This window comes from Nocardioides sp. (assembly GCF_044226765.1).
Taxonomy (GTDB): Bacteria; Actinomycetota; Actinomycetes; order Propionibacteriales; family Nocardioidaceae; genus Nocardioides.
The window spans coordinates 97,053-122,168 of record NZ_JBGAGJ010000012.1 but is presented as its reverse complement, the minus strand read 5'-3'; the positions used below and the strand labels follow the sequence as shown (position 1 = coordinate 122,168).

The 25,116-nt window shown below is 72.9% G+C and carries 24 protein-coding genes and 1 pseudogene; 17 read left to right on the top strand and 8 right to left on the bottom strand.

Translation table 11 applies throughout. The features are described 5' to 3' along the window. The first annotated feature begins 61 nt into the window (after positions 1–61). From ACILRH_RS20095 to ACILRH_RS20085, 3 genes are all read left to right on the top strand, one after another. On the top strand, positions 62–871 hold the full coding sequence (locus ACILRH_RS20095) for a hypothetical protein (protein ID WP_395695843.1): 810 nt from the start codon (positions 62–64) through the stop codon (positions 869–871). Positions 872–980: 109 nt separating this feature from the next. Beyond that, positions 981–2,822, top strand: a complete 1,842-nt coding sequence (locus ACILRH_RS20090) for a phosphoenolpyruvate carboxykinase (GTP) (RefSeq protein ID WP_395695842.1) — start codon at positions 981–983, stop codon at positions 2,820–2,822. Positions 2,823–2,951: 129 nt separating this feature from the next. Continuing rightward, positions 2,952–3,098 (top strand): hypothetical protein, encoded by a 147-nt coding sequence (locus tag ACILRH_RS20085; RefSeq protein WP_395695841.1) that lies wholly within the window; start codon positions 2,952–2,954, stop codon positions 3,096–3,098. A gap of 88 nt (positions 3,099–3,186) precedes the next feature. On the opposite strand, the gene aqpZ is transcribed toward ACILRH_RS20085, so the two are convergent. From aqpZ to ACILRH_RS20065, 4 genes are all read right to left on the bottom strand, one after another. Continuing rightward, entirely contained in the window at positions 3,187–3,936 is a 750-nt protein-coding gene (gene aqpZ, locus ACILRH_RS20080; protein ID WP_395695840.1) for an aquaporin Z, read from the bottom strand. Between the two features lie 109 nt (positions 3,937–4,045). Further along, positions 4,046–5,056, bottom strand: a complete 1,011-nt coding sequence (locus ACILRH_RS20075) for a LacI family DNA-binding transcriptional regulator (RefSeq protein ID WP_395695839.1) — start codon at positions 5,054–5,056, stop codon at positions 4,046–4,048. A 60-nt stretch (positions 5,057–5,116) separates the two neighbouring features. Beyond that, positions 5,117–5,323, bottom strand: a complete 207-nt coding sequence (locus ACILRH_RS20070; RefSeq protein WP_395695838.1) for a hypothetical protein — start codon at positions 5,321–5,323, stop codon at positions 5,117–5,119. A 172-nt stretch (positions 5,324–5,495) separates the two neighbouring features. After that, positions 5,496–8,270, bottom strand: coding sequence for an alpha-amylase family glycosyl hydrolase (locus ACILRH_RS20065; protein WP_395695837.1), 2,775 nt, complete (start codon positions 8,268–8,270; stop codon positions 5,496–5,498). Between the two features lie 171 nt (positions 8,271–8,441). Here ACILRH_RS20065 and ACILRH_RS20060 point away from each other — a divergent pair, with 171 nt between their 5' ends. Next, the gene (locus tag ACILRH_RS20060; RefSeq protein ID WP_395695836.1) at positions 8,442–8,729 is read left to right on the top strand and encodes a hypothetical protein; all 288 of its coding nucleotides are present in this window, start codon (positions 8,442–8,444) and stop codon (positions 8,727–8,729) included. Between the two features lie 37 nt (positions 8,730–8,766). Here ACILRH_RS20060 and mftR read toward each other — a convergent pair whose 3' ends face one another. Further along, positions 8,767–9,354: a mycofactocin system transcriptional regulator gene (mftR, locus tag ACILRH_RS20055; RefSeq protein ID WP_395695835.1), complete on the bottom strand. Its 588-nt coding sequence runs from the start codon at positions 9,352–9,354 to the stop codon at positions 8,767–8,769. Between the two features lie 74 nt (positions 9,355–9,428). Between mftR and mftA the strand changes: the two genes are divergently transcribed. From mftA to mftF, 7 genes and pseudogenes are all read left to right on the top strand, one after another. Further along, positions 9,429–9,530 carry a mycofactocin precursor MftA gene (gene mftA, locus ACILRH_RS20050; protein ID WP_395695834.1) on the top strand — a complete coding sequence of 34 codons (102 nt, stop codon included), beginning with the start codon at positions 9,429–9,431 and terminating at the stop codon, positions 9,528–9,530. Between the two features lie 5 nt (positions 9,531–9,535). Next, on the top strand, positions 9,536–9,820 hold the full coding sequence (gene mftB / locus ACILRH_RS20045) for a mycofactocin biosynthesis chaperone MftB (RefSeq protein ID WP_395695833.1): 285 nt from the start codon (positions 9,536–9,538) through the stop codon (positions 9,818–9,820). Further along, the gene (gene mftC, locus ACILRH_RS20040; RefSeq protein WP_395695832.1) at positions 9,817–11,028 is read left to right on the top strand and encodes a mycofactocin radical SAM maturase; all 1,212 of its coding nucleotides are present in this window, start codon (positions 9,817–9,819) and stop codon (positions 11,026–11,028) included. The genes mftB and mftC overlap by 4 nt, the downstream gene beginning before the upstream one ends. Continuing rightward, on the top strand, positions 11,025–12,221 hold the full coding sequence (mftD, locus tag ACILRH_RS20035; protein ID WP_395695831.1) for a pre-mycofactocin synthase MftD: 1,197 nt from the start codon (positions 11,025–11,027) through the stop codon (positions 12,219–12,221). The genes mftC and mftD overlap by 4 nt, the downstream gene beginning before the upstream one ends. Beyond that, entirely contained in the window at positions 12,218–12,853 is a 636-nt protein-coding gene (mftE, locus tag ACILRH_RS20030; protein ID WP_395695830.1) for a mycofactocin biosynthesis peptidyl-dipeptidase MftE, read from the top strand. The genes mftD and mftE overlap by 4 nt, the downstream gene beginning before the upstream one ends. After that, positions 12,850–13,572 carry a mycofactocin-coupled SDR family oxidoreductase gene (locus tag ACILRH_RS20025; RefSeq protein ID WP_395695829.1) on the top strand — a complete coding sequence of 241 codons (723 nt, stop codon included), beginning with the start codon at positions 12,850–12,852 and terminating at the stop codon, positions 13,570–13,572. Before mftE ends, ACILRH_RS20025 begins: the two co-directional genes overlap by 4 nt. Before the next feature lie 56 nt (positions 13,573–13,628). Beyond that, positions 13,629–14,822 (top strand): annotated as a pseudogene (gene mftF / locus ACILRH_RS20020) (mycofactocin biosynthesis glycosyltransferase MftF); the annotation flags it as partial. On the opposite strand, the gene ACILRH_RS20015 reads toward mftF, so the two are convergent. Then, entirely contained in the window at positions 14,822–16,261 is a 1,440-nt protein-coding gene (locus ACILRH_RS20015; RefSeq protein ID WP_395695828.1) for an MFS transporter, read from the bottom strand. The pseudogene mftF and the gene ACILRH_RS20015 sit on opposite strands and share 1 nt — an antisense overlap. A 58-nt stretch (positions 16,262–16,319) precedes the next feature. Here ACILRH_RS20015 and ACILRH_RS20010 point away from each other — a divergent pair, with 58 nt between their 5' ends. Then, positions 16,320–16,859: a winged helix-turn-helix transcriptional regulator gene (locus tag ACILRH_RS20010; protein WP_395695827.1), complete on the top strand. Its 540-nt coding sequence runs from the start codon at positions 16,320–16,322 to the stop codon at positions 16,857–16,859. On the opposite strand, the gene ACILRH_RS20005 is transcribed toward ACILRH_RS20010, so the two are convergent. After that, positions 16,804–17,985, bottom strand: coding sequence for an acyl-CoA dehydrogenase family protein (locus tag ACILRH_RS20005; protein ID WP_395695826.1), 1,182 nt, complete (start codon positions 17,983–17,985; stop codon positions 16,804–16,806). The two genes, ACILRH_RS20010 and ACILRH_RS20005, sit on opposite strands and share 56 nt — an antisense overlap. Positions 17,986–18,115: 130 nt before the next feature. Between ACILRH_RS20005 and ACILRH_RS20000 the strand changes: the two genes are divergently transcribed. From ACILRH_RS20000 to ACILRH_RS19980, 5 genes are all read left to right on the top strand, one after another. Next, complete coding sequence (locus tag ACILRH_RS20000; RefSeq protein WP_395695825.1) at positions 18,116–20,503, top strand: CARDB domain-containing protein; 2,388 nt, start codon at positions 18,116–18,118, stop codon at positions 20,501–20,503. 78 nt (positions 20,504–20,581) lie between these two features. After that, positions 20,582–21,259 (top strand): NADPH-dependent F420 reductase, encoded by a 678-nt coding sequence (gene npdG / locus ACILRH_RS19995; protein ID WP_395695824.1) that lies wholly within the window; start codon positions 20,582–20,584, stop codon positions 21,257–21,259. Positions 21,260–21,473: 214 nt separating this feature from the next. Continuing rightward, entirely contained in the window at positions 21,474–22,136 is a 663-nt protein-coding gene (locus ACILRH_RS19990) for a hypothetical protein (protein WP_395695823.1), read from the top strand. 117 nt (positions 22,137–22,253) lie between these two features. Next, the gene (locus ACILRH_RS19985; RefSeq protein WP_395695822.1) at positions 22,254–22,706 is read left to right on the top strand and encodes a PGPGW domain-containing protein; all 453 of its coding nucleotides are present in this window, start codon (positions 22,254–22,256) and stop codon (positions 22,704–22,706) included. A 22-nt stretch (positions 22,707–22,728) separates the two neighbouring features. Further along, positions 22,729–24,282, top strand: a complete 1,554-nt coding sequence (locus ACILRH_RS19980) for a Na+/H+ antiporter (RefSeq protein WP_395695821.1) — start codon at positions 22,729–22,731, stop codon at positions 24,280–24,282. 43 nt (positions 24,283–24,325) lie between these two features. Here the strand turns inward: ACILRH_RS19980 and ACILRH_RS19975 are convergent, their stop codons facing one another. Next, entirely contained in the window at positions 24,326–25,069 is a 744-nt protein-coding gene (locus ACILRH_RS19975; protein WP_395695820.1) for a hypothetical protein, read from the bottom strand. Positions 25,070–25,116 lie beyond the last annotated feature (47 nt).

Genomic DNA, 25,116 nt, shown 5'->3' with positions numbered 1-25,116 from the left:
CGCGGCGGTCCTCCGCCCGCGTGCGGCGGCATCGGGTCGGGAGTCTCGGAGGGGGATGCCGGTGGTCGTGGTCTTCGTGGGCGTCGCCCTGCTCGCCGTCCTGCTCGGGCTGGTGCTGGGCCGGGTCGTGCGTCGGCAGAACCGGATGGGCCCGGTCGACGGTGCGGGCCGGGAGTGGATCAACGTCGAGGACGTCACCGGTCCGGCGATCACCCTCGCGGCGCTGCTGCTGGCCTTCATGCTCGTGCAGACGTACTCGTCCTTCCAGCGGGCGGAGGAGCACGCGGCGACCGAGGCGGCGACCGTGCTCACCGAGCACCAGTCGACCGACCTGCTCGCCGAGCCCCAGCGCAGCGCGGTCCGCGGCGACCTGGTCTGCTACGCCCGCGCGGTCGTCGCCCTCGAGTGGCCGGCGATGGCCGACGGTGGGTCCGACGAGTCGACGACGTACTGGGAGGAGCAGGTGCGCGCCCAGCTCGCGGCCGCCGCGGACCAGGACACGGCCCGCCTGAGCGTGTCCGGCCTGGTCGACCTGGAGGCCGCGCGGTCGACCAGCCGGCGGGAGCGGATCGCCGAGGTGGAGCCGGCCGTCCCGGGAGCGCTCAGCTGGCTGATCGAGCTGACCGCGCTCTCGGCGCTGGTGCTGATGGGCGTCTTCACCTGGCACCTGCGGCCCCTCGTGCGCGGCATCCTGGTCGGCACCGTCGTGGTGCTCGTGGTGATGGTCGTGGTCGGCGTTCGTGAGCTCGACACGCCGTTCTCCGGCTTCGTGGCCCTCGAGCCGTCGGCCATGCGCGCGACCCTCGCCGAGATCGACGCACCTGCGGCGCCCCTGCCCTGCGATCCGACCGGTGTGCCGGTCCCGGCGTGACCTCGCACACCCTCCGGCGGGACTTCAGTCCCTACCCCAGCGCTTCTGATCGCTGCGATCTTGGGTACGGTGCCAACACCGGTCTAGCGGAGCAAAGGATGTGCCGTTCATGGTCGACGTGGAGAAGGTCCTCGACGAAGCAGGGCTGAAGAACGAGTTCGTGCGCGAGTACGTCGCTCACTGGGCCGAGATCACCGGTGCAGACCGGGTCGAGGTCGTCAGTGCCGCCGACGACGCACGGCTGCTGAAGGAGGCGGTCGACGCGGGCGAGCTCGAGCCTGCCGGCGACGGCCTCTACTACTCCCGCAGCTACTACAAGGACACGGCGCGCTCGGAGGAGCGCACCATCGTGGCCACGAACAACCCGGCCGACAAGGGCGTCTACAACAACTGGCGTCCGGCGTCGGAGATGAAGCCGATGCTCGTCGAGCGGATGACCGGCGCCAGCAAGGGGAAGACGATGTACGTCATCCCCTACCTCATGTCGCCTCCCGGCTCGCCGCTCGAGGCGTACGCCGCCGGCGTGGAGCTGACCGACAGCCGCACCGTCGTGCTGCACATGATCCGGATGGCCCGCGTCGGCGCCCAGTACGTCGACAACCTGGCCGACCCCAACCACTTCGTGCGCGCCGTCCACGTGACCGGCGACCTCGAGAACCTCGGCCAGGGCACCCCGGACGACCAGCGCTACTTCGTGACCGTCGCCGACGAGCGCACGATCCTGCACTTCGGCTCGTCCTACGGCGGCAACGCCCTCCTCGGCAAGATCGCCCACGGCCTGCGCCAGGCCTGCTACGACGGCTGGGCCTCCAAGGCGTTCCTGGCCGAGCAGTTCATGCTGCTCGGCATCACCGACAAGGTGACGGGCGAGAAGTACAACATCTGCGGCGGCTTCCCGAGCGCCTCGGGCAAGACCAACCTCGCGATGACGCTCGCGCCGGACGCCCTCGGCGACCGCTACGTGGTCGAGTTCTACGGTGACGACATCGCCTGGCTGTGGGTCAATCCCGACGACGGCAAGGTCTACGGGATGAACCCCGAGTTCGGGGTGTTCGGCGTCGCCAAGGACACCAACGAGAAGACCAACCCGACCGCGCTCGACGCGATCCAGCCCGGCAGCGGCGCGCTGTTCACCAACGTCGCCTACAACGCCGACACCCACGAGGTCTGGTGGGAGGGCAAGACCAAGGAGCCCCCGGCCGACGTCACCGGCTGGCGGGACTGGAAGGGCAACCTGATCTCCGAGCGCGAGCCCGGCGACGACTCCCCGTGGGCGCACCCGAACAGCCGCTTCACGACGACCCTGGCCAACGTCCCCAACGTGGCGAAGGACTTCGAGGACCCGGCGGGCGTGCGGATCGACGCGATCATCTTCGGCGGCCGCACCAGCGACCGCGAGCCGCTGGTCCGCGGGATCAAGGACCTGGCCGAGGGCGTCTACGACGGTCTCACGCTCGGCGCCGAGGCGACCTTCGCCGCCGAGGGCGTCGACGGGCAGCTGCGCTACGACCCGATGTCGATGCGGCCGTTCATGGCGTACGGCGAGGGCGACTACGCCCGTCACTGGATCGACGTCATCGGCGCCGCGACCGAGCAGCCGATCTTCGCGCACGTCAACTGGTTCCAGCGCGACCCCGACGACGGCCACTTCCGCTGGCCCGGCTACCGCGAGAACCTGCGGGCGCTGCTGTGGCTGATCGACCTGAAGAACGGCAAGGTCTCCGGCCGCGAGACGCCGGTCGGCATCCTGCCCACCCGGGACGAGCTGCACCTGGAGGGCCTCGAGATCAGCGACGAGGACCTCGACGTGCTGCTCACCATCGACGTCGAGCGCTGGCGCCAGGAGATGGGCTTCCGCGAGGCGCACCTCAAGCAGTTCGACCGGCTCCCCGAGGAGATCTGGGAGGCGCACCGCCGGGTCGCCGAGGCCCTGGAGGCCGAGGAGGCCTGAGGCCGCCTTTGTCGCTGTAACGCGGGGTTATGGTCGCTGGACGTGCCGGATGCGGCGTGTGCAGCGACCATAACCCCGCGTTACAGCGTTCGGCTCGCCCGCGACTCCGGTGCGCCTAGGCTGGGCCGCATGAAGACCAGGCTGACCTGCCCGTGCGGCGAGGTGATCCGCGCGCAGGACGAGGACGAGCTCGTCGAGCTGACCCAGGCGCACCTCGCCGCCGAGCACCCGGGGATGGAGTACGGCCGCGACCAGATCCTCTTCATCGCCACCTGACCGGCCGCGGCCGGGACGTCGAGCCACGACAAACGGCCCCTGAGCGGCGCGCTCGGGGGCCGTTTCGGGTGTCTCGACGACGAAGGTGTCAGGTCTCCATGGCCTCCGGCAGGCTGACCGCGCCCGGCTCCTCGCCGAGCAGGAAGGCGTAGCTGAAGCCCGCGACCAGGCCGCCGACGACCGGCGCCAGGATGAACAGCCACAGCTGCGCGATCGCGTCCGACCCGGCGAACAGCCCCACGCCGATCGAGCGGGCCGGGTTCACCGAGGTGTTGGTGACCGGGATGCTGATCAGGTGGATCAGGGTGAGGGAGAGGCCGATGGCCAGCGGCGCGAGGCCCTTGGGCGCCCGGCTGTCGGTCGCCCCGAGGATGACCCAGAGGAAGACCGCGGTGAGCAGCACCTCGATCACCAGGCAGGCGAGCAGGCTGTAGCCCATCGGTGAGCGGTCGCCGTACCCGTTGGAGGCGAAGCCGCTGTCGACGGCCGAGAACCCCTCCAGCCCGTTGGCCACCAGCAGGAGCACGGCGCCCGCGCCGATCGCGGCGACGAGCTGGGTGACGATGTACGCCGGGGTGTCCTTCCAGGCGAACCGTCCGCAGGCGGCGGCGCCCAGCGTCACGGCCGGGTTGAAGTGTCCGCCGGAGATGTGACCCACGGCGTAGGCCATCACGAGCACGGTCAGGCCGAAGGCCAGGGCGACGCCGAGCCAGCCGACGCCGACCGAGTCCGAGTTCGCGGTCGCCATCACCGCCGTTCCGCACCCGCCGAAGACGAGCACGAACGTGCCGAGGAACTCGGCGGCGAGTCTCTTGCTGGTGGGGGGAGTGGCAGCCATGCCTGTACCTCCTGTGTTCCGCGGCCCGGTCGGCCGACCCACGACTCAGTGTGGCGGTGGGCAGGCCGGAGGTGGGGGACGTCGCGCGCCGCCCGTGTCGTCGGTCCGGTCAGGCAGGCGGTGCCGCGGTGCTGGCCCGGACGACCAGCGAGGTCTCGAGCAGCACCGGCCCCGGGTGGGCGTCGGCGAGCACCTCGGTGATCGCGGCGACCGCGGCCCGGCCCTTGGCGCCGACGTCCTGGTGGACGGTCGTCAGGGGCGGCCGGCTGCCGGCGGCCAGGACGCTGTCGTCGAAGCCGACCACCGAGAGATCCTCGGGCACTCCCAGGCCGAGCGACTCGGCGGCACGCACGGTGGCCAGCGCGAACGCGTCGGAGAAGCAGACGACGCCGGTCGGCCGGTCGGGCCGGTCGAGCAACGAGCGGGCGACGTCGTACGCCGCCTCGGGCGGGCTGTAGGGCGTCGCGACCACGAGCGGGTCGATGCCCGCGGGCTCGAGGGCGTCGCGCCAGCCGAGCATCCGCTCGCGGGCCGGGTAGTTGCCCTGGTCGGGGTCGGCGTCCAGCGTCACGATCCCGACGCGCCGGTGGCCGAGGTCCACGAGGTGCTGCGCGGCCAGCCGGGCACCGCCACGGTCGTCGACGTTGACCGACGCGACGCCGTCGATGGCGTTGTGGTCCACCACCACCAGCGGGACCCGGCGCCGCTCGAGCCAGGCGATGTCGGGCGAGGTCGGGTCGCAGACGTAGACCAGCGCGCCGTCGACCGCGACGTCGCGCGCGGGCACGAACCGTTCGTCCGAGGCGGCCGGCAGCAGGGTGAGCGCCAGGCCGCGCTCGGCGAGTGCGTCGGACACCGACGCCAAGAAGGCGGCCGAGACGGCGTCCTCGAACGCCTCGCTGAGGCTGCCCTTGATGAGCAGCCCGACGGAGCCGGTGCGACCCCGGGCGAGCGCCCGGGCCGCGGGGTCGGGTCCGACGTACCCGAGCTCGTCGGCGGTCGAGAGGATCCGCTCGCGGAGCTCGGCAGAGAGCTGGTCGGGTCGCGAGAAGGCGTTGGACACCGTCATCCGGCTGACGCCGACGCGGTCCGCGATCGACTGGAGGGTCACCTTGGCCATGGGTAGCCCAGGATAGGCCGGTCCCGGGCCCGCGACCTCGGTGATCACGCGGGGGCGCGGTCAGGCGCGGTGCGGCGTCCGGGCGGGGCGCGGCTCGAGCCACCGCGCGACGGCGTGGAGGGCGGCGGCCGAGCGCTCCCGAGTCACTGCCAGGCGCGGAGCGCGCGGCGCGGGGTCGGGGACGACGGGTGCGTCGGGCCGGGCACTGCCCGCGGTGGCGCGGGCGGCGCCGACGGCGAGGACGGCGGCGACGGGGTCGTAGGACATCGGGTCTCCTGAGGGTGGGTACTTGACCGGTACAGTACGCCTCATGTCTGTACCGGTCAAGTACCGGGAGCGCGCGGGACTTGTCGGCGTAAGCCATCGCTTGTCGGCCGAAGCTTTGGCCGACAAGCGATGGTTTACCCGGTCGACCGGGTAAACCGGCAGGCGGCCGGTCTCAGCAGCGACCCCCACGGCCGCAGCCCACCGGGGCGACCGAGGGCACGTGCGTGATCGGGTCCCAGGTGAAGACGTAGCTCCGGCCGCCGTCCGGCACGGTGAGCGTGGCTCCGTCGGCACCTGGAGCGCCGCCGGCGCCGTAGTTGACCGCCCACGAGTCGTCGATCGCGACCTTCCACTGGTAGGTCCCCGCCGGCACCGCGAAGGTGCCGTGCCACAGGCCGTCCCCGGTGTCGAAGGTCAGGTGCGTCGCGGCGCATCCGGGCATCCAGTCGTCGGGGCACCCGAGCTCGGACTGCAGGTTGCCGGCGACGGTCACCGAGTCGACCGTCGGCTGCGGGGCGGCCACGGTCCGGGTGACCGCGTCGCTGACGACGCTGCGCGGGGCACCCGGCTCCTGCAGGATCGCGCGGTAGGAGACCGGGGTGCCGCGCTCGAGGTCGGAGACGTCGTCGGTCAGGGTGTAGACCGGCGCGGAGCGGTCCGTGCCCAGCTCCTGCCACCGCCCGTCGCCGACCCGGCGCTGGAACGTCACCTGCTGCAGCGGGCGCTCCGGGTCCACCGTCGCGGTCACCGTGACGGGGTAGACGTCGCTCACGGTCGTCGGTGAGGTGATCTCCACGCGGTCCAGCGGCACGGAGGTCGTCCGCACCCCGGACGCGCGCCGGTGCCCGGAGTCGTCCAGGACCGCCGCGCGGTAGGAGACCCGCGACCCGGGGTGCAGGCCGTCGCTCGTCGTGTCGTCGAAGACCTGGTAGGGCCGCGAGTCGTCCACGCCGATCGTGCGCCACGCCCCACCGTCGGACCGGCGTTGGAAGGTGACCTCCGCGAACGACCGCCCGCCGACCTGCGCCTGCACGTGCATGCGGCCGTGGGAGACGGTGGCGGGTCGCGGGTCCAGCAACCGGATGGCCGGAGCGTGCCGGGTGGGCGTCATCCGCCCGGTCGAGCGGTAGACGACCGCGCCGAGACCGGGGACCCGGACGTCGAGGCGCCGGTCGGCGCCGGTCCGGCGCACGTCCGGCCCGGTGCCCCAGATCCGCCGGAACGAGCCCCGCTCGACGTACGTCGGCACGCTGGCCGACGCCGCCTGCTCGCTGTTGTTGAGCGCCACGACGTACTCGCGGTGGCGCTCGCGGTCGATGCGGGAGAAGGCGAACACGCCGGGGCCCTTGGAAGCGAAGCGGACCTGCTCGGCGCCATCGCGCAGCGCCGGGTTCCTCGTCGTGAGCGCCGCGAGGCGCCCGATCGTGCGGTAGAGCGGGTGGCTGGTGACGAAGTTGTCGTCGGCGCCGGTGCGGTCGGTGCCGATCTGGTCGTCGGCCTGGTACTCGGGCACCTGGCTGGCGAACATCGTCTGCCGGGCCAGCTGGTCACCGCCGGCGCCCGTGAAGCCCTGCTCGTCGCCGTAGTAGACGACCGGCTGGCCGCGCGAGAGGTAGAGCAGGGTGTGCGCGAGCTCGTCGCGGGCGAGCAGCTCGTCGTCGTCCGCGCCCGGGTTGTCGGCCTTCAGGAAGGAGCCGATCCGGCCCATGTCGTGGTTGCCGAGGAAGGTGGGCAGTTCGTAGACGTTCGAGTCGCGGTCGGTGTACCAGTCGTCGTTCTCGAAGAAGGTCGCGAGGTCCTTGTTGCCCGTGCCCTTGCTCGCGAAGCCGCGGGCGGCCGCCTGGAAGGGGAAGTCGAGGATGGCCTGCATCTTGTCGTGGGTCGTGTAGTGCGAGGTGAACGCCTTGGTGCCGGCGTCGCTGCCGTCGAGCGCGACCTCGCCGAACATGAAGAAGTCGGGGTTGCCGTCGGCCGCCGCGGTCCGCTGCAGGGCCGGCCCGAAGGACTGCCAGAACTCGTCGTTGACGTGCTTCATCGTGTCGATGCGGAACCCGTCGATGCCGAAGTCGTCGACCCAGGTCTGGTAGATCTTCGTCATCCCCTCGACCACCTCGGGCTTCTCGGTGAAGAGGTCGTCGAGACCGAAGAAGTCGCCGTACTGGCTGTCCTCGCCGGTGAACGTCGTGTTGCCCCTGTTGTGGTAGTTCGTGACGTCGTTGAGCCACGCGGGGACCTTGAGGTCCTCCTCGCCGGGCTGCAGGACGGGCGTGTAGGGGAACGACGTAGCCGGGTCGAGCGTCGGGAAGTCGTCGGTGCCGGCGAAGTCGCGGTCGTCGAAGGCGTTGCCCGCGGCGTCCTGGTAGGGCACCGCGTCCTTGGAGATGTACGCCGTGCGGTCACCCGCGGTGTAGCCGATCACGTCGGCGGTGTGGTTGGTGATGATGTCGAAGAAGACCTTGATGCCGCGGTCGTGGGCGGCGCTGACCAGGTCGGTGAGGTCCTGGTTCGTGCCCAGGTGCGGGTCGACCTGCGTGAAGTCGGTGATCCAGTAGCCGTGGTAGCCGGCGGAGGGTCCGTCCTCCATCTGGACGGCCTTGTTCTTGAAGATCGGCGTCAGCCAGATCGCGTCCGTGCCGAGACCCTCGATGTAGTCCAGGTGGTCTCGCAGGCCCACCAGGTCACCGCCGTTGTAGAACGCCTTGCTGGCTGGGTCGAAGCCGGTGGTGTTGCGGTCGCCGGTGAGTCCGCCGCGGTCGTTGTCCGGGTCGCCGTTGGCGAACCGGTCGCCCATGACGAAGTAGAAGTCCTGGTCCGTCAGGCCCGGGCGTGGCGCGTGGCGGGCCCAGGCGGCGCCGGAGCCGCCGTCCGCGGCCTGGGCCGGGACGGCCGAGACCGTGAGTGCGATGGCGGCCGCAGCCACCAGGGGTGCGGCAAGTCGAAGACGCATGACGTCCCTCCCGAGAACGTGGACCCGATGTCGCCGTGGTCACAGCGAGCCTGCAACCTACCGCCGTTCGGCCCGCGGGGGGAGGGTCGAACCCGCCGAGCGGCGTAACGCAGCCTGGCGGTCGTGACAGGTAGCGGTCGTCCGAACCACGCAACCCTCGGAGGTAGCACCATGAACCGCACCAGGACCACCGTCGCCGCGATCTTCTCGGCCGCCGCCTTCAGTGCCGTCGCGCTGACCGCGGCTCCCGCCGCCCAGGCCGACGACGCCTCCACCGACACCTGCGGCACGCAGCAGGCGCAGCTCGACCGCGCCCAGGCCAAGTACGCCGAGCTCCAGGAGAAGTTCGCCGCGCACCCGACGACGAAGAACAAGAAGGCCAAGAAGGCGCAGGCCCAGCGGGTCGCCCGCGCCCAGGCTCGTCTGGACAAGTGCGAGGCCGGCTCGACCGACAGCTGAGCACCGCTGACCGACGGCGGCTGATCGTCCGCCAGGGTCAGCGCAGGTAGTCGCGGAGCCCGGACATCGCCTCGTCCAGCAGGGCGGGCAGCTCGGTGTCCGGGTCCGCGAGCCAGGCCTCGTACGCCGACACCGCCATCGCCAGGCAGACGTGGCCGATGGTGCGCGGCAGGAGGTCGTCGGGGTCGAGGCCCAGCCGCGCGGCGACGTGGTCGGCGATCACGCCGCGCCACGCGGCGTACCTCAGGGCGGAGTGCGCCTGGAGTGCCGGTGTCCCGAGGATGAGGCGCATCCGGTCCCGGTGGGTCGGCCGGGCGTCGGGCGGGAACTCGTTGAAGCGCTGCACGCCGCGGTGCACGGCCTCGTGGAGGGGCAGGTCCGCCGGCATCTCGGCGAGGATCTGCCGGAACCCGTGCAGGGTGCGGTCGAACTGCCCCCACGGGATGTCGTTCTTGGACTCGAAGTAGCGGAACAGCGTGCGCCGGCCGACGCCCACCTCCGCGGCGATGTCGCCCATCGTCACGTCGTCGAAGCCGCGTTCGGCGAAGAGGTGGAACGCCGCCCGCTCGATCGCGGCGTGGCTGGTCGCTCCCGGCCGGCCGCGACTGCTCCCACGACTGGTCATGGCCGAACCCTATCTTTGTGGCGCTGAGTGCCATTAGTGTGTGCCGGACCACAGCCGACCCGAGGAGGCACACCATGAACCCCGAGAACGCGACGACCGACGCCCAGGCCGACCAGGTCGTGACGGAGGACCTGATCGAGGAGGTCTCGATCGACGGCATGTGCGGCGTCTACTGAGGCCCGTGGCGGTGGAGCTCGACGAGCGCTGGGCGCTCGCGCCCTCGGTGGCGCTGCGGCCGGAGCCGTTCGGGGCGCTGGCCTACCACTTCGGCAACCGGAAGCTGATCTTCCTCAAGCGACCGGAGCTGGTCGCCGTGGTCCGCCGTCTCGGTGACGCCGACGACGTGCGGTCCGCGCTGGTCGCGGCCGGGGTGCCTGAGGCCGGCTGGCCGGCGTACCTGGCCGCCCTGGAGGGTCTGGCCGCCTCCGACATGCTCCGCCGACGAGACGAGGAGGCTGCCGCATGAGGCTCGTCGAGCACTTCGAGTCCGGCCTGGACGCGCCGATCTGCCTGACCTGGGAGCTCACCTACGCGTGCAACCTCGAGTGCGCGCACTGCCTGTCGTCGTCGGGCCGCCGCGACCCGCGCGAGCTCACGACCGAGCAGTGCGAGGCGGTGATCGACGAGCTCCAGCGGATGCAGGTCTTCTACGTCAACATCGGCGGCGGCGAACCGACGATCCGCCCCGACTTCTGGCACCTGCTCGAGTACGCCGTGAACCACCACGTCGGCGTGAAGTTCTCCACCAACGGCGTGCGGATCACCCCCGAGCGGGCCGCCTTCCTCGCGTCCCCGGCGTGCGGTGGGTACGTGGACGTGCAGGTCTCCCTGGACGGTGCGACCGCCGAGGTCAACGACCGGGTCCGCGGGCCGGGCTCCTACGACACCGCGGTCCGGGCGCTGGCCAACCTGCGCGACGCCGGGTTCTCCGACGCCAAGATCAGCGTGGTCTGCACCCGGGAGAACATCGGCCAGCTGGACGCGTTCGCGGCGCTCGCCGAGGAGTACGGCGCCACGCTGCGGCTGACCCGGCTGCGCCCCTCGGGTCGCGGGGCGGACGTCTGGGACGACCTGCACCCGTTGCCGGAGCAGCAGCGCGAGCTCTACGACTGGCTGGTCGCGCACGGCGACGGCGTGCTGACCGGCGACTCGTTCTTCCACCTCGCCGCCTTCGGACCCGCCGACGGCAGTGGTGCGCTTCCGGGCCTGAACCTGTGCGGTGCCGGGCGCGTCGTGTGCCTCATCGACCCGGTCGGCGACGTCTACGCCTGCCCGTTCGCGATCCACGACGAGTTCCTCGCCGGCAACCTGCTGACCGACGGCGGGTTCGGCCGGGTGTGGCGGACGTCCCCGCTGTTCACCGAGCTGCGGTCGCCGCAGACCGGCGGGGCATGCACGAAGTGCGCCCACTACGACTCCTGCCGCGGTGGCTGCATGGCCGCGAAGTTCTTCACCGGCCTGCCGCTGGACGGGCCGGACCCCGAGTGCGTGCAGGGCTACGGCGAGCACGCACTGCAGGAGCTCGCGCTCGCGGGGGCGCGCGCGATCCCGGCGGCCAGCCAGGACCACTCCCGCGCCGTACCGACGCGCAACCAGCCCGTGCTCCTCAAGCTGCTGACACGGCCGCCCGTCAACGACTGCGCCGAAGACCCCCTCGCTGGATGGACGCCATGAAGCTCGAGAATCCCTGGAAGCAGAACCCGTGGTTCGAGTCGGTGGCGGTGGCGCAGCGGCGGGCCCAGAAGCGGCTGCCCAAGCCGCTGTACGGCGCACTGGTGGCGGGCTCCGAGCGGGGCCAGACGGTCGCGGACAACCAGGCGGCGTTCGCGCAGCTGGGCCTGCTGCCGCACGTGGCGGGAGCGCACGCAGACCGGTCGATGAGCCGTACGGTGCTGGGCCAGGAGGTCTCGCTGCCGGTGCTGATCAGCCCGACCGGGGTGCAGGCGGTGCACCCCGACGGCGAGGTCGCGGTCGCCCGGGCCGCGAACGCGCGCGGCACCTTGATGGGGTTGAGCAACTTCGCGTCCAAGCCGGTCGAGGAGGTCGTCGAGGCCTGTCCGCGGACGCTGTTCCAGATGTACTGGACCGGCGATCGGGACGTGATGGTGCACCGGATGGAACGGGCGCAGAAGGCCGGGGCGATCGGGCTGATCGCCACGCTGGACTGGTCGTTCTCGATGGGCCGGGACTGGGGCTCCCCGGAGATCCCCGAGCAGATCGACCTCAAGGCGATGGTCCGGCTCGCGCCGAGCGTCGTGACCAAGCCGCGGTGGCTGCGGCAGTTCGGGCCGCGGCACCTGCCGGACCTGACGGCCCCGAACCTGACGCCGCCCGGAGGCGGGTCGGCGCCGACGTTCTTCGGTGCCTACTACGAGTGGATGACCACCCCGCCGCCGTCGTGGGAGGACGTGGCGTGGATGCGGCAGACCTGGGCCGACCTCTCCGGGACCCCGTTCGTGCTCAAGGGTGTCGCTCGTGTCGACGACGCCCGCCGCGCCGTCGACGCCGGGGTCGACGCGATCTCGGTGTCCAACCACGGCGGCAACAACCTGGACGGCACCCCGGCCGCGATCCGGCTGCTGCACCCGATCGCGACCGCGGTCGGTGACCAGGTCGAGGTGCTGATGGACGGCGGGGTCCGCCGCGGGTCCGACGTGGTCAAGGCGCTCGCGCTCGGAGCGCGGTCGGTGCTCATCGGGCGGGCGTACCTGTGGGGCCTGGCCGCCAACGGCCAGGCCGGCGTGGAGAACGTCCTCGACATCCTTCGCGGCGGCATCGACTCCGCCCTCCTGGGCCTGGGGCTGGCCTCGATCGACGAGCTCACCCCCGAGACGCTCCTCGTCCCCGACGGGTTCCACGTGTCATGAGCGTGCTGGCCGAGGCGACGAGCGCCGAGGCGACCGGCGCGCGGCTCGTGCTCGTGCCCCTCGGCAGCATCGAGCAGCACGGCCCGCACCTGCCGCTCGACACCGACACGGTCATCGCGACCGCCGTCGCCGAGGGCGTGGCGCGACAGCTGCCCGGCGCCTGGGTCGCGCCGGCGATCTCCTACGGCTCCAGCGGCGAGCACCAGTCGTACGCCGGCACCAGCTCGGCCGGCACCGAGGCGCTCGCCCACCTCCTCGTCGAGCTGACCCGGTCGATGCGCACCTGGGCCGACCGCGTGGTCTTCGTCAACGCCCACGGAGGCAACGTCGCCGCCCTCGGCGCCTCCGAAGAGGTGGAGTGGGTGCCGTGCCGCACCGAGTCCGTCGACCTGCACGCCGGCGTCACCGAGACCTCGCTGATGCTCCATCTGCGCCCCCGCGCGGTGCGCCTCGACCTCGCTGAGGCGGGCAACACGCAGCCGTTGAGCGAGATCCTGCCCGCGATGGTGGCCGGCGGGGTCGCGGCGGTCTCGGCCAACGGCGTCCTCGGTGACCCGGCCGGCGCGACCGCCGACGAGGGTGCCCGGGCGCTCAGGGCGATGGTCGCCGAGGTCGTCGAGGTGCTGTCGTGACCCGGGTCGCCCTGGTCACCGGGGCGGCCGGTGGCATCGGGTCGGCGACCCTGGTCGCACTGGTCCGGCAGGGGTACGCCGTCGTGGGCGTCGACCTGCGCGAGGCACCCACCGACGACCGGGTGGACCACGTCGTCGGCGACGTCCGCGACCGTGCCGTGCTCGACCGCGCCGTGGCGCTGGCGGTCGAGCGGTGGGGCCGGGTCGACGCGGCGGTGGCAGCCGCGGCCGTGATCGCCGGGGGCCGCCCGCTGTGGGAGACGCCCGAGCACGAGCTGACCGAGCTGCTCGACGTCGACGTCCGCGGCGTGTGGAACACCGCGGCCGCCGCGGTCCCGGCCATGCTCGCCGGACCGGAGCCCGGCGGCTGCCGGTTCGTCGCGGTCGCCTCGGCCGCCGGGACGCACGGGCTCTTCCACCTGGCGGGCTACTCCGCCGCCAAGCACGCGGTCGTCGGGCTCGTGAAGGGGCTCGCCGCGGACCTGGTCGCCACCGGGGTGACCGCGGTCGCGGTGTCGCCGGGCGCCACCCGCACCGACATGCTCGACGCGACCGCCGAGCTCTACGGCCTGTCCGACCCCGACCTGCTGGCCACCAACCAGCTGCGCCGGCTGCTCGAGCCGGCCGAGGTCGCGGCCACCATCGCCTTCTGCTGCTCGACCGAGGGCGGCCTGCTCAACGGCAGCGTCGTGCACGCCGACGGCGGCTTCCGCCCGTGAGGGCACGGATCCGTCCCGGCGTGCGCCGGGGTGACCTGCTCGTCGGGGGGTCGCCGATGCGCGTCATCCGGCTCAGGCCGGTGGCGCTCGCCGCGCTCGACGGCGACCTGGTCGCCGACGGCCCGCTGGCGCGGCGGCTGCTGGACGCGAACGTCGCCGACCCGGTGCTCGAGGACGTCGCGCCCCTCGACGCCGCCGACCTGACCGTGGTGCTCCCCGTGCACGGCCGTCCCGACCAGCTCGAGCGCGCCCTGGACGCCCTGCGTCCCCTGCGCTGCCTGGTGGTCGACGACGCCTCGCCGGTCCCGCTCGACCCGCAGGCTCCGCACGCCGAGGTGCTGCGGCTCGACGTCAACGTCGGTCCGGCCGGGGCGCGCAACGCGGGTCTGGCGAAGGTCGGCACGCCGTACGTCGCCTTCGTCGACAGCGACGTCACCGTCGACGCCGCGACCCTGCTGCGGCTGGGGCGTCACCTCGCCGACCCCGCAGTGGCGCTGGTCGCGCCCCGGATCGAGGGGCTCGCGCGGTCCGCGCGACCGCGCTGGTTCGAGCGGTACGACGAGGCGGCGTCGTCGCTCGGCCTGGGCGAGACCGGGTGCTCGGTGCGGCCGGGCGCGGCGGTCGCCTGGCTGCCCAGCGCCTGCCTGGTCGCACGCACCGAGCGGCTGGGTGCCGGCTTCGACGCGACGATGCGGGTCGGTGAGGACGTCGACCTGGTGTGGCGGCTGGTCGACGCGGGCGAGACGGTGCGCTACGACCCGACCGAGGTGGCGCACCACGACGCCCGGCCGACGCTGCGTGGCTGGCTCGGCCGCAAGTTCGTCTACGGCACCGGGGGCGCCCCGCTGGCCGCACGCCACGGCGCCAAGGTGGCCACCGCCGTCCTGTCCCCGGCCATGGCGCTCGGCGCGGCCGCGCTGCTCCAGCGCCGGTGGTGGTCGGTGCCCGTGGCGGCCGTCTGCACGGCGCGCGGCGTCCAGGTGCTGCGCCGCACCCTTCCCGACGTCCCGGGCCGCGACCGGCTCGCGCTCGACCTCGCCGGTCGCGGCCTGTGGTGGTCGGTGCGCCAGGAGTCCCAGCTCCTGCTGCGGCACTGGTGGCCGCCCGTCGCGGTGGCGGCCGTGTGCTCTCGTCCGGTACGCCGAGCCCTGGTCACGGCCGCGCTCGTCGACGTGGTCGTCGCGCGCACCGAGCGCCCGGACCTGGGCCCCGTGGTCGGGTTCGCCGGACGCCGCCTCGACGACCTCGCCTACGGCGCCGGGCTGTGGGCGGGGGCGGTGCGGGCCGGCTCCCTGCGGGCCGTGCTGCCGGTCGGGCCGCGGCGACGTGCCTCCATGGCCGTGGCGGCCAATGCCGCGAGGACCGCGGAGCCGACCACGAGCGCCCATGCGCGCGTGAAGGCAGCGTGGACGTCCGTGGTCGCGCCGAGCACGCAGACCAGCAGGCTCACCCCGAGGACCTGACCGACCTGTCGCGACATGGTGACGACGCCGCTCCCCGTCGACACCTGGTGCACGGGGAGGGTCGTGGTGGCCGCCGCGACCAGGTTCGGCATCACCAGTCCGACGCCGACACCGATGAGGCACCAGGCCGGCGCGACGGTCGTCCAGTACGACGGCGTCTCGGCCAGCCGGGCCGCCATGACCACGCCGCCGAGTGCGGTGACGACCGAGCCCGCCGCCACCAGGCGGCCCGGCCGTGCGCGGGGCAGCAACCGGGCGGCCAGGACCGCCGTGACCGGGACGAGGACCGGACCGAGCGCGACCGCCAGGCCGGTGCGCAGGGCCGAGTACCCCCACACCTGCTGCATCCACAAGATCCCGGCGAGCAGGCTGGCACCGAACCCGACGTTGAAGAGCACGGTCGCCGCGTTGGCCCACCGGAACGACCGGACCCGCAGCAGGGCCGGGTCGATCACCGGCGCCGGGTGGTGCGTCGTCCGCCAGGCGAACGCGACCAGGGCGACCGCGGCGACGGCGAAGGACGTGAGCACCCGGGCGCTGGTCCACCCCCAGCCGTTGCCCTCGACGATGGCCAGCACGACCGCGCCGATGCCGATCGCGACCAGTGCTGCTCCCGCCAGGTCCGGCCGCGGAGCGCCGGCGTTGTGTCGGACGTCGGGGACGAGCAGGGCTGCACCCACGGCCAGGACCAGGCCGACGGGCACGTTGATCCAGAACGCCCACTGCCACGACGCCTGCACGAGCGCGCCGCCTGCGGCCGGCCCGAGGGCCGCCGCGACCGCCCCCGAGAGCGCCCAGAGGCGGGCGGCCGGTGCACGCCGAGCCTCCGGCAGCGCGGCGAGCAGGAGGCCGAGGCTCGCCGGGGTCAGCGCAGCCGCCCCGACGGCCTGCAGCGCACGGAAGCCGACCAGCTGCCACACGGAGCCGGAGAAGCCGCACGCCACGCTCGCGACCGTGAACACCGCGAGCCCGGCGACGAACCCGCTCTTGCGTCCGTAGCGGTCGGTGAGCCGGCCCATCGGCACCAGGAGGGCCGCGAACACCACGGCGTACGCCGTGAGCACCCAGCTCAGGTCGGCCAGCGACGCTCCGCCGGCGGCCAGGTCACGGCCGATCTCGTCGAAGGCGACGTTGACGATGAAGAGGTCGAGGGAGACCAGGAAGGTGGCGCCGACGAGCACCGTGGTGACCAGGGCGGCCCGCGGCACCTGGCTCTTGAGAGACATAGTCAGCACCCTAGTGGCTGGCTATGGAACGGACAAGTCAGGCGGTAGAGTGCACGCCATGGCACCTCTCCAGCTGGCCGGCGGACTGGCCGGGCGCGAGCACGAGCCGATCGGCGACCACTGCCCGATGGACCGGACCATCCAGGTGATCGGCTCGCGCCCGGCCCTGCTGCTGCTGCGGGAGGCGTTCTACGGCGCCCGTCGTTTCGACGACCTGGCCCGCGGAGTGGGGATCACCGATGCGGTCGCGGCGCAGCGGCTCAAGGAGCTGGTCGCGGTCGGCGTGCTCGAGAAGGTCCCCTACAGAGAGCCCGGCCAGCGCACCCGGCACGAGTACGTGCTCACCGAGGCCGGCCACGAGCTGCTGCCGGTCGTGCTCGGCCTGCTGGCCTGGGGTGACCGGCATCTGCCCACCTCGCCGTCCACCGTGCGCCTGAGCCACGACGGCTGCGGCGCTGCCGTGGCACCCGCGCTTCGGTGCGCCGCGGGGCACGACGTCCCCGAGGAGGAGGTCGTCGTGCGCTCCTCACGCCGCCGTGGTGTCAGCGAACGCGGTGCAGCGCGCCGCCGGGCGCCCGGTCCAGCGACCGGCCGATGACCATCCGCTGGATCTGGTTGGTGCCCTCGAAGATCTGCATGACCTTGGCCTCGCGCATGTAGCGCTCGACGGGGAAGTCGCGGGTGTAGCCGTAGCCGCCGAGCACCTGGACCGCGTCGGTGGTGACCTTCATGGCGTTGTCGGTGGCGACCAGCTTGGCGACCGACGCCTCGCGTCCGTAGGGGAGACCGGCGTCCTTGAGGCGGGCGGCGTGGAGGGTCGTGGCGCGTGCGGACTCGACGGCTGCCTCCATGTCGGCGAGCACGAAGGCCAGGCCCTGGTGGTCGATGATCCGGGTCCCGAAGGTCTCGCGCTCCTTGGCGTAGGCGACCGCGTGGTCCAGCGCGCCCTGGGCGAGCCCGGTCGCGACGGCGGCGATGCCGAGCCGGCCGGCGTCCAGGCCCGCCAGCGCGATCTTGAGCCCGGCGCCCTCCTCGCCCAGCAGTCGGTCGGCGGGGACCCGGACGCCGTCGAACCGCATCGTGGTGGTGGCCGACCCGGTCAGGCCCATCTTGTGCTCGGGCGGGTCGGCGGACAGGCCGGGGGTGTCGCCGGGGACGAGGAAGCACGAGATGTCTCCTCGACCGTCGCCCGTGCGCGCCATCACCTTGTAGAAGTCGGCATGGCCGCCGTGGGTGGTCCAGGCCTTGGCGCCGTCGATGACCCACTCGTCGCCGTCCGCCCCCCGGGAACGGCGCGCGCGGGTGCGCATCGCGGCCGGGTCGGACCCGGCGTGCGGCTCGGAGAGGCAGTAGGCGCCGAGCAGCTCCCCGGAGAGCATCTCGGGCAGCCAGCGCTGCCGCTGCTCCTCGGAGCCGGCGGTGGCCAGGCCGAAGCAGGACAGCGCGTGCACCGACACCCCGACCCCCACGCTCGCCCACACCGAGCCGATCTCCTCCAGGACCTGGAGGTAGACCTCGTAGGGCAGCCCGCCGCCGCCGTACTCCTCGGGGTAGGGCAGGCCCAGCAGGCCGGCCCGGCCCAGGGTGCGGAAGACCTCCCGCGGGAACGACTCGGTCCGCTCGGCCTCGGCCACCAGGGGCGCGAGCTCGGCGGTGGCCAGGTCGCGCACCAGGCCGATCAGGTCGACGGCTTCCTCGGACGGCAGCAGACGGGTCGCAGGCATGGGCTCAGCCTGCCACCGCCGCGGCCGGGGCCGGGTCGCGGGCGTCACCCCAAGTCACCTCCCAGTGGGAGCCAAGTGCGGCCGGTGATGGTGTGCACGTCGCCGGCGACCGCCGGCAGGAGAGGAATCCATGCCCGTCCCACCCGGCACCCGCAGCAAGGCCACCTCCAGGGTCACCACCCTGGCCGCCGCCTGGACCGCCGCCCTGGCGGCCGCCCTGACCGTCCCGCTCGCCGCCGTCGTGCCGACCGCCGATGCGGCGGCGCCGAAGCGCCCCGACCTGGTCGTCGTGCAGGCGAGCACGACCGCGACCACGGTGGCCGAGGGTGCCCGGCTGACCGTGCGCCACGCGGTGCGCAACCAGGGCAGGGTCGCCGCCCGCGCCACCACCACGCGGTTCTACCTGTCCACCGACCTCGCGCGGAGCCTCGCCGACCGCAGGCAGAGTCGTACCAACCCGCGCACCTCCGTGCGCGACGTCCTGCTGACCGGTGCCCGAGCCGTCCCCGCGGTCGGCGCGGGCCGCACCTCGGCCCTCCAGACGACGAAGGTCACCGTCCCGGTCGGCACGCCCGCTGGGCGGTACACGGTGCTGGTCTGCTCCGACGACACGGGCGCCGTCACCGAGTCCGACGAGGCGGACAACTGCGCACCGGCGGCGAAGCCGGTGAGCGTGCAGGCCGCACCTGGCTCGTCCGACCTGCGCCTGCAGAGCTTCGCCGAGACCTACCGGTGGCCCGACGACGAGGACGACGCCGTCGGCTGGATGTCGATCTTCTGCCAGAGCAACTACCCGGTGACGCCGATGAGCCTCTCCCAGGCGCTGACCAGCGCGCGGAAGCGACTGTCGTCCACCGCGGGTGCCGACGCCGTGGCGATGGTCGACTCGTCGCCGCTCGCGCAGACCTCGGTCGGTGCGCAGCAGCTTGCGGCAGCGGCCGTCATCAAGGAGTCACCGGGCCTCGCGATGGCAGCGCTCCTGCGGGCGCACCGGCTGCGCCCGCAGGACGCGGGCAACCTCGTCAACGCGGCGGCGCTGGCGACCTCGATCGGCCTGCCCAACGAGGCGATCGCCTTCCTCGACGCAGCTGCGGTGCGGCCCTACGCGCGCCCGGCGCTCGGGATCTCCCAGCAGGCGATCGCGATGACCGTCCGCGGCCAGGCGCTCCTGATGACCGGGCGCACGTCCGCCGCGGCCGCGATGTTCACGGCCGCGAAGGCGCGTGAGCCGATGCTGTCGGAGGCCGACGCCGGACTGGCCAACGTGAAGGCCTGCACCGGGGACAAGCCGATGACCGCGCGCTACGTGCGGGCCAGCCGGCAGCGCAGCCAGGAGCCGGACCCCACCCCGCCGACCGGTCCCGAGGACCGGCCCGACCCGGTGATCGACGTCTCCCAGGGCGTCTCGACGCCGCTGCGTCAGCTGCCGCTCGCCGCGACGCCCGCCCAGGGCGTGACGATGAACGACGTCTACAAGTCCATCCAGCACACGATCTCGGGTGAGGTGACCGCTCACGTCGCCGAGGAGACGGCGCTGCAGGCCCACCTGCGGGCCACCGACGACGCGCGCACGGACGCCGAGAAGGAGCGCCGGGACTCGATCCTGGTCGCGATCTACGACGTGCACGAGGCTCCCGACCTCGAGGCCACCTGGCGCAAGGCCATGGACCAGGTCGACGCGATCACCGAGCAGCGTGAGGCCTTCTTCGGCGGCGGCACCGGCGAGGCGCCGTACACCTACGGGACGCTGGCCGACGACGCGTGGGACGCCTGCGCGGGCTCGGACGACCCGCACTGCTGGATCAAGACGATGAACCAGACCTGCCGCCCAGCGCTGACCAGCGCCCACCAGGAGCTGGTGTCCCGGGTCAGCCAGCTGCAGGGCACCCTCGACGGCTACTTCGCGACCTACTCGAAGCGGGCCAGCGGCTACGCCGCCAACCTGCTCGACGAGGAGGCGAACCGGCTCGGGCTGCTGACCGTCGAGGAGGAGGAGTCGGCCCTCTACGCCCACCTCGTGAACTCGATGCAGGCCTGGACGCACCTGGAGAACCTCTACGCCGACGAGTGCGTGACCCCCCTCGACGCGGAGGCGCTGGACCCGCCGGCGGCCGCGGAGGCGGGCACCGACGGCAACTGTCCCGCCGCCCTCAAGGCGGGGAGCTTCGTCCTCAGTGCCGGTCCGACCTCGCTCAAGGTGAACTGCGAGCAGGTCCAGCAGGAGCTGTCGACCGAGGTGCTGCCGCTGGTGAGCGCGTTCGTGGAGGTCACCTACGACTTCCGGGCCGGCACCCTGACCGTGGTCGCCGGTGGCAAGGGCGGTGGCAAGGTCGGCGACGTCGTCGAGGCCGGCTTCAAGTCCGGGCTCTACCTGACGATGGACACCAAGTCCGGCGGCCTCAAGGACGTGGGCTGGCGGGTCGGACCGAGCGCGACGGTCGGCCACGGGCCGGTGGAGGTGGGTGTCTACAACGACGAGATGGACCTGTCGTTCGTGCCCGCGCCACCCGCCGGCTGAGGGCTCACCCGCGGCGCCGCCGGTCCACGAGATGGGCCGGCGGTGCCGCGGCTGGGACCCGGCTGGGACAGTGTCCTCATGAGCGCGCTCCCCGAGTCCCTTGCCGGCCTGACCGTCGCCGTCCTCGGCGGCACCGGACCCCAGGGCCGTGGTCTCGCCCGCCGGTTCGCCCTGGCCGGGTTGCCGGTCGTCATCGGCAGCCGCAGCCACGTGCGCGGTGAGGAGGCCGCCGCGGAGCTGGCCCGGGCGACCGGCGCTCAGGTCACCGGCGCCGACAACGAGGGTGCCGCCTCCGCCGGTGACATCGTCGTGGTCGCCGTGCCGTGGGAGGGTCACGGCGAGCTCCTCTCTGGGCTGCTCCCGTTCCTGGCCGGCAAGGTCGTCGTCGACTGCGTGAACCCGCTCGGCTTCGACAAGCAGGGGGCGTACGCGCTGACCGTGGACGAGGGGTCGGCGGCGCAGCAGGCGCAGGCGATCCTGGTCGACTCCACGGTCGTCGGTGCCTTCCACAACGTGAGCGCGGTGCTGCTCGAGGACCCCGACGTCGCGTCGGTCGACACCGACGTCCTCGTGCTCGGCGACGTGCGCGAGGCGACCGACCTGGTGCAGGACCTGGCGGGCGTCATCCCCGGGGTGCGGGGCGTGTACGGCGGCCGGCTGCGCAACGCCCACCAGGTCGAGGCGCTCACCGCGAACCTCATCTCCACCAACCGCCGGTACAAGTGCCACGCCGGCATCCGCATCACGGACGTCTGAGGGTCGCCTGACCTGGTGTGCGGGACATCACCCTGCCTGGATCGCTCCAACGCGCAATAAAATTCGGACCGCGCGGGTTCTGAGGGTAATCTTTTCGGTCGGAGGCAGTCTGCTCCGACATCCTCAATCGCCCGTCCTCGTCACGGTCGTCGCACCCGGTGCGGCGGCCGTGACGCACGTCCGCGCGCCTGCGCGCTGGAAAGCACAGGAAGAAGTGACCCTCACTCCCGCCACCCTCGTGGGCCTCGCCGGCACCCTGCTGGCAGCCGGCTACACCGTCCCGCAGTTCCGCAAGCTGCGTCGGATGACCACCGCGCACGGCGTCAGCGTCGCCGCGCTGGCCAGCTCGACGATCAGCGGCGTCGCGTGGACGGTCTTCGGGGTGGTCGAGCGCGACCTGTGGGTGGCCCTGCCCGCCGCCGTCGCCGTGCCCGCGACGGCGGGTGCGGTGGTCCTGGCCTGGTTCCGCGGCGGCTCCCGCGAGCGGCTGTGGCTGCCCGCGGTGTGGCTCGCCGTCGTGTCGGCGGCGGGCCTGTCGGCGTTCTGGGTGGGCTCGGGTCCGGCGACGGTCGTCCTGGGCTGCTCGGTCGCCCTGCTGGTGACCCCCGCCGCCCTGACCGCGTGGCGCAGCCACGACGTCACCGCCATCGCCGCGTCGGCGTGGGCGCTGATGATCGTCGACGCGCTCCTCGCCGGTGCGTACGGCGTCCTGGCCGATGTCGACGCGAACCTGATCTACGCGGCGGTGGCCACGACCGGGTCGCTGGCGATCCTGCTGCGGGTCAGCATCCCGCCCCACGTGCACGCCCGCCTCGTCCCGCTGCCCGACGGCATCGACCCCGAGGTCACCCGCGACGAGCTGAGCCTGGCCGCCTGATCGCGCCTCCGAGTGGTTCGGCGGGATAGTCCCTGACCAACGAGTGGTCCGACGGCCGTTCCGACCACTCGAACGTCAGGGACTATCCCGCTTGACCGGGTCTGACAGTCTTCGGGCATGGCATTCCCGGGAGGCGCGGCGGCGAAGCGGATCGTGCTGGAGACCGTCGGATGGGTCCTGGTGGTGGCCGGGATCGCGGCGCTGATCCTGCCGGGGCCGGGGCTGCTGATGATCGCGGCCGGCCTGGTGATCCTGTCCCAGGAGTACGAGTGGGCCGAGCGACGGGTGGAGCCGATCAAGCGGCGGGCACTGCGCGGCGCGGCCGAGGGCGTGGAGACCAACCTGCGCGTGACTCTGTCGGTCGTCTTCGCCCTCGGCCTGATGGCCTGCGGCGTGCTGTGGATCGTGAACCCGCCCGAGCCCGGCTGGTGGCCGCTGCCGGACTGGCTCTGGCTCCCCGGCGGTCCGCCCACGGGCGTGACGCAGGTGGCCTCGGCCTTCATCGCGCTGGGCCTGATCGCCTGGAGCTTCCGCCGCTACCGTGTCCAGGGGCAGTCCCCGCCCGACTGAGCCCGACCGAGGAGGAGGTCAGGTGACCGAGCCCTGGGTGATGGTGGTCCTGCTGGCCGCGGTCGTCGTGCTGACTCCCGCCGCTGACCGCGTGCGGATCCCGCAACCGGTGCTCCTCACGCTCGCCGGCATCGCACTCGGGCTGCTCCCGGCCGCCGCACCGCTCGACATCGACCCTGGTCTGATCCTGCCGGTCGTCCTCCCTCCGCTGCTCTTCGCAGCGACCCAGCGCACCACCGCGACCGAGTTCCGCGCCCAGGCCGGCCCGGTGCTCGCCCTCGCGGTCGGGCTCACCATCTCGACGGCCGCGGTGGTGGCCGTCGTCGCCCACGGCGTCGGGCTCGCCTGGTCGGCGGCGTGGGTGCTCGGCGCCATCGTGTCGCCGCCAGACCCGGTCGCCGCCACGGCGGTCGCCCGTCGGCTCCGGCTGCCCCACCGGCTGGTGACCGTCCTCGAGGGTGAGGGGATGTTCAACGATGCGACGGCGTTGGTCGTCTACAAGGTCGCCCTGGCCGCCGCGGTCGCCGGGGCGTTCTCAGCGGGACAGGCCCTCGGTGAGTTCGCGTTGGCGGTCGGCGTGGGCATGGCGGTGGGGCTCCTGCTGGGATGGGTGACCACCTGGCTGCTCGACCACATCGAGGAGGCGTACACGGAGACGACCATCACCGTCGTCGTCCCCTTCCTGGCCTACGTGGGAGCCGAGCGCCTCGACGGGAGCGGTGTGCTGGCGGTCCTGGTGCTCGGGCTCTACCTGCGCAACGTCGCGCACGAGGCGACGACCTCCCACGGCTGGTTGCTGGGCCGGTCGGTCTGGTCGTACGCCGACTTCCTCATCACCAGCCTGTGCTTCGCCGTCTTGGGGTTCGAGCTGTCGGCCGTGACGCGGACCGTGGACCTCACCGAGGAGATCGTCGTCGTCGCGGCGGCGGTGACCGTCACCGTCATCCTGTTCCGCATCGCCTGGATCTTCCCCGTCGCGTGGCTGACCCGCTTCCTGCGCGAGGGTGGGCTGATGCCGGCCGGGTGGCGCGAGACGACCGTCGTCGCCTGGTCCGGCATGCGAGGAGTGGTGACCGTCGCCACGGCCCTGGCCCTGCCGCGCGCCGTGGACGGCGGCGGTCCGTTCCCTGACCGCGACCTGCTGGTCGTGAGCGCTCTCGCCTGCGTGCTGGTGACCCTGGTCGTCCAGGGGCTGACGCTCGCGCCCTTGACCCAGCGCCTCGGCGTCGCGTCCGAGGTCGACGGCGCCGACGAGGTCGAGCAGCTGCGCGCGCGCGCCGCCCAGGCGGCGCTGGACTTCGTGCGCGGCGCGTCGGGAGGACGTGACGAGGTCCGACGGGCGGCCGTGCTGCAGTACACCGGCTACCTCGAGGCTCAGCAGGCGATGGCGCGAGCCAGGCGCCTGGACGGTGACGCGGGAGAGGCGGCCGCCGAGCTCGACGACGTGCTGAGGCGGGCGACCGACGTCGAGCGCAGCGTCGTCCTGGCCGACCGACGGGCGGGAAGGGTCTCGGCGGCCAGTGCCGACGAGGTGCTGCGCGACATCGAGTCCCGGACGCTGCGCGACCTGGGCTGAGTCGGCCGGGAGGGAGGTGCGGCGACCTCCCTCCCGGGACGCGTCAGGCGATCATCTGGTGCCGCAGTGGCGCCCGGAGCGGGAGGTCGCAGATCGGGAGCGGGAGCCCCAGGTCGCACACCTGCTGCAGGATCGTCAGCGGGTCAGGAGGGGTCGAGCCCCCGCTGGCGGCGTCGCAGATGTCCTGCGGGAGGCCGGCGTCGCACAGCGGCTGGATCGGGCTCGCACCACCCGGACCGGGCGGGTTCTTCGCGGCGTCGCAGATCGGCTGCGGCAGACCGGCGTCGCAGAGCGGCTGGATCGGGCTGGCGCCGCCGGACGGCGGGGTCGGCAGGGTCGCGAAGGCGTCGCAGATCGGCTGCGGCAGACCCGCGTCGCAGAACGGCTGCAGCGGGTTGGCGGCACCGCCGTCACCACCGTGGTGGTGGGACCGGCACTTCTTCAGTGCGGCCTGCGCCCTCGTGAGCTGCGCCTTGGCCGCGCGCTGCTTCTTCTTGGCCTTCGCGAGCTTCTTCGCCGCGGCCTTCTTCTGCTTCTTGCCGTGCGCGTGCTTCTTGGCCTTCTCGGCCTTGGCCACCTGCTGGTTGGCCTTGCGGACGGCGTTGCGGGCGTGCGCGACCCGCGACTTCTCCGCGGCACACGACTTCGCCGCGGACTTGGTGGCGGCCGACGTCGGTGATGCCGTGGACGGTGCCGAGGGCTTCGCGGCGATCGCGCTGCCTCCGGCGAGGGTGAGCGCGACCGCGACCCACCCGGCGAGGACGAGCCTCGCTGCGTTCTTGACCATGAGGACCTCCAGGGTGTGCCCGGGGCGTGCCCGGACGGTGGTGGAGG